The organism is Pantoea sp. CTOTU49201 (assembly GCF_032054795.1).
GTDB lineage: Bacteria > Pseudomonadota > Gammaproteobacteria > Enterobacterales > Enterobacteriaceae > Pantoea > Pantoea symbiotica.
Genome location: NZ_DAMBSA010000508.1, coordinates 1 through 2,874 on the forward strand (window position 1 = coordinate 1; position 2,874 = coordinate 2,874).

3 protein-coding genes are annotated in these 2,874 nt (G+C 57.9%); 1 reads left to right on the top strand and 2 read right to left on the bottom strand.

Annotated elements, in window-relative coordinates; genetic code table 11:
* Positions 1 to 138: 138 nt before the first annotated feature.
* The gene (locus RTY00_RS22945) at positions 139 to 1,605 is read left to right on the top strand and encodes an MFS transporter (RefSeq protein ID WP_312666488.1); all 1,467 of its coding nucleotides are present in this window, start codon (positions 139 to 141) and stop codon (positions 1,603 to 1,605) included.
* A 70-nt stretch (positions 1,606 to 1,675) separates the two neighbouring features.
* Here the strand turns inward: RTY00_RS22945 and idi are convergent, their stop codons facing one another.
* Positions 1,676 to 2,209, bottom strand: a complete 534-nt coding sequence (gene idi, locus RTY00_RS22950; protein ID WP_312666490.1) for an isopentenyl-diphosphate Delta-isomerase — start codon at positions 2,207 to 2,209, stop codon at positions 1,676 to 1,678.
* Positions 2,210 to 2,459: 250 nt separating this feature from the next.
* A partial coding sequence (locus RTY00_RS22955) for a methyl-accepting chemotaxis protein (protein ID WP_312666491.1) occupies positions 2,460 to 2,874 on the bottom strand: 415 nt, incomplete at its 5' end.

A 2,874-nucleotide genomic window follows, 5' to 3' on the forward strand; every position in this document is an offset into this window, starting at 1 on the left:
TTACTTCGTGCTTTTTTTGCTATCAATATCGCAACGGTTATAACCAAAACGCAGCACATATAACCAATTGGAATTTTCGATGCCGGGACGTCGGCTTATGCTCACAGTCCCACTCATTACAATAAATTACAAAACATCATGACCGACTTAGCTTCTCCGGCGCACGTCGCGCAGGCAGGGAATGTCCCCACCGGTGAGACCAAATGGATCCGCAGCGCGGCCGATGTCTCCGGGCTAGTGAATAACAGCGACGAATCGCGCAGCAACGCGCGTATCGTCATCGCCATTGCGCTGGGCGGCGTGTTCCTCGACGCCTACGATCTCGGCGCATTAGCCTTTGGCATCAAAGACGTGACGCGTGAGTTCCAGCTTACGCCAGCGGGCACCGGCATGGTGGCATCGGCGATTACCTTTGGTGCGATTGTTGGGGCGCTGATTGGCGGCTACCTCACCGACAAAATCGGCCGCTATCGCGTGTTTATGGCCGATATGTTCTTCTTCGTGGTGGCAGCGCTAGCCTGTGCGTTTGCGCCAAACGAGTATGTGCTGGCCGGCGCACGCTTTGTGATGGGCCTCGGCGTGGGGATTGATTTGCCGGTGGCGATGGCGTTTCTCGCTGAGTTTTCGAAGCTGCGCGGGCAAGGTAACAAGGCCGCCAGCGTGGCGATGTGGTGTCCGACGTGGTACGCGGCGATCAGTATTTCCTATCTGCTGGTTCTGCTGCTGTATGCAGTGTTGCCCGAAAGCCACACCGATTGGCTGTGGCGTTTGATTCTGGGTTTTGGTGCGGTGCCTGCGCTGCTGATCATCGCCATTCGCAGCCGCTATATGAGTGAATCGCCTATTTGGGCAGCCAATCAGGGCAACCTGAAGGGCGCGGCGGAGATTCTGCGCAACTCTTACAACATCAACGCGCAGGTGGCGGATGACGCCGATTTGACGCCGCAGAAAGCGGTGCGCAAAGCCAGCTGGCGCAATTACGGCGCGCTGCTGCAGGGCGTTTATCGCCGCCGTACGATTCTGGCTACAGTCACTTCGATCGCCTCGTCGTTTGCCTATAACGCGGTGGCGTTTGGTTTGCCGGTGATTATCTCCAGCTTCTTTGCGCAATCGATGCTGACCACCATTCTGGTGTCGCTGGCGCTGAATCTGCTGTTTGCCTTTGTCGGCGGCTTGCTGGCGGTGCGGCTGGTGCCGCGTCTTGGCGCGTGGAAGATGTCGGTGGCCGGTTACGCCTGTCAGTGCGTGGCGCTGCTGGGGTTAGCGCTGATTGGTCGTCCGGAGGGCGGCGAACAGGCAGCGGTGGCGATTGCCATGCTGGCGCTGTTCCTGTTTGGTCAGGGTTTTGGTCCCGGCTCGCACACCATGACGTTTGCCTCGCTGAGCTATCCGGCTTCTCTGCGCGGTGTCGGCGTCGGCTTCAACCAGACGCTGATGCGCGGTAGCTCAACCGTGTCGCTGTTTACCTTCCCACTCTTGGTGGCGGCGTTTGGTACCGGCGTGTTCTGGGTGATCTTCCTTGCACCGATGATTGGCTTACTGGCGCTGCTGGCGATTCGCTGGGAGCCGTCGGGTTACGACGTGGATGCGGAAGATTTTCAGTGATGGATTAATAGAGGTCGCCATCAATGGCGACATCACCTCGTAGGGTCGCCATTCATGGCGACCTCCGCCATTACGCCGTCAGGCGAAACTCCCCAAGCGTATGGGGAATGCGCGGGAAGGTGTGCAAAAACCACGGCGTGAACTGCGCCGGATTCTCCTGCATCTCCTGCTGAATCTGCGCTATCGAACGGTAGCACCACGCATCGGCTTCTTCGGGATTCAGCACCGGCTTTTCGTCGCTGATGGCGAAGAACACGTGGCCATATTCATGCTCGGTTAACCCGTTGCTCAGCGGCAGGTTGTAGCTCAGCTCAAACACCGGCGTTAACGCCAGATTCATGCCCATCTCTTCACGCAAACGGCGCTCGGCGGCGTCGCGCGTGGATTCCTGCGGATAGGGATGACTGCAGCAGGTATTACTCCACAATCCACCACAGTGATATTTACTGCTGGCACGGCGCTGCAGCAGCACTTCATGGCGCGAATTGAACACGTAAACCGTCACCGCGCGATGCAGCAATCCTTTTTCATGCACTTCCAGCTTTTCCATTTTGCCGATAGGGCGATCGAGGTGGTCAACGAGAATAACTTCAATGGCGGGCATGACAACTCCTTCGGAAAATTCGCAGCTATTGTACACAACCTCCACAGGGTTGATGGAGGAAATAGCGCACATTCCGTGCGTTAACGTGGGCACATTAAAGCGTAGCAGCCTGCAGACAATTCAGCATAAAAAGGCGGGGAACGGCGTTAATGGAGGAGATGTGTGCGGTGTGTGAGAAGGTCGCCATAAATGGCGACCCTACGGGAGTGTTGCGCCCGGCCGCCATTTATGGCGACCGATGCCACAAAACTTACAACTTGAAACTCTGCACTACATGCTCCAGCTGCACGCTCTGCTGCTGCATCGACTGCGCGGCGGCGGAAACCTGCTCGACCAGTGCGGCGTTCTGCTGGGTACTGCCGTCCAGCTGGGTAATCGCCACGTTCACCTGATCGATGCCCATGCTCTGCTCGCGGCTGGCCGACATGATTTCGCTCATCAGCGTGGTCACGCTGCTTACGCCCTGCATCAACTCATCCATGGTTTGCCCGGCCTGCTCCACCAGTTGGCTGCCGGTATCGATATTCGCCACCGACTCCTCAATCAGCTTCTTGATTTCACGCGCCGAGTTAGCCGAGCGCTGTGCCAGGTTACGCACTTCCGATGCCACCACGGCAAAACCGCGGCCCTGTTCACCGGCGCGCGCCGCTTCGACCGCGGCGTTC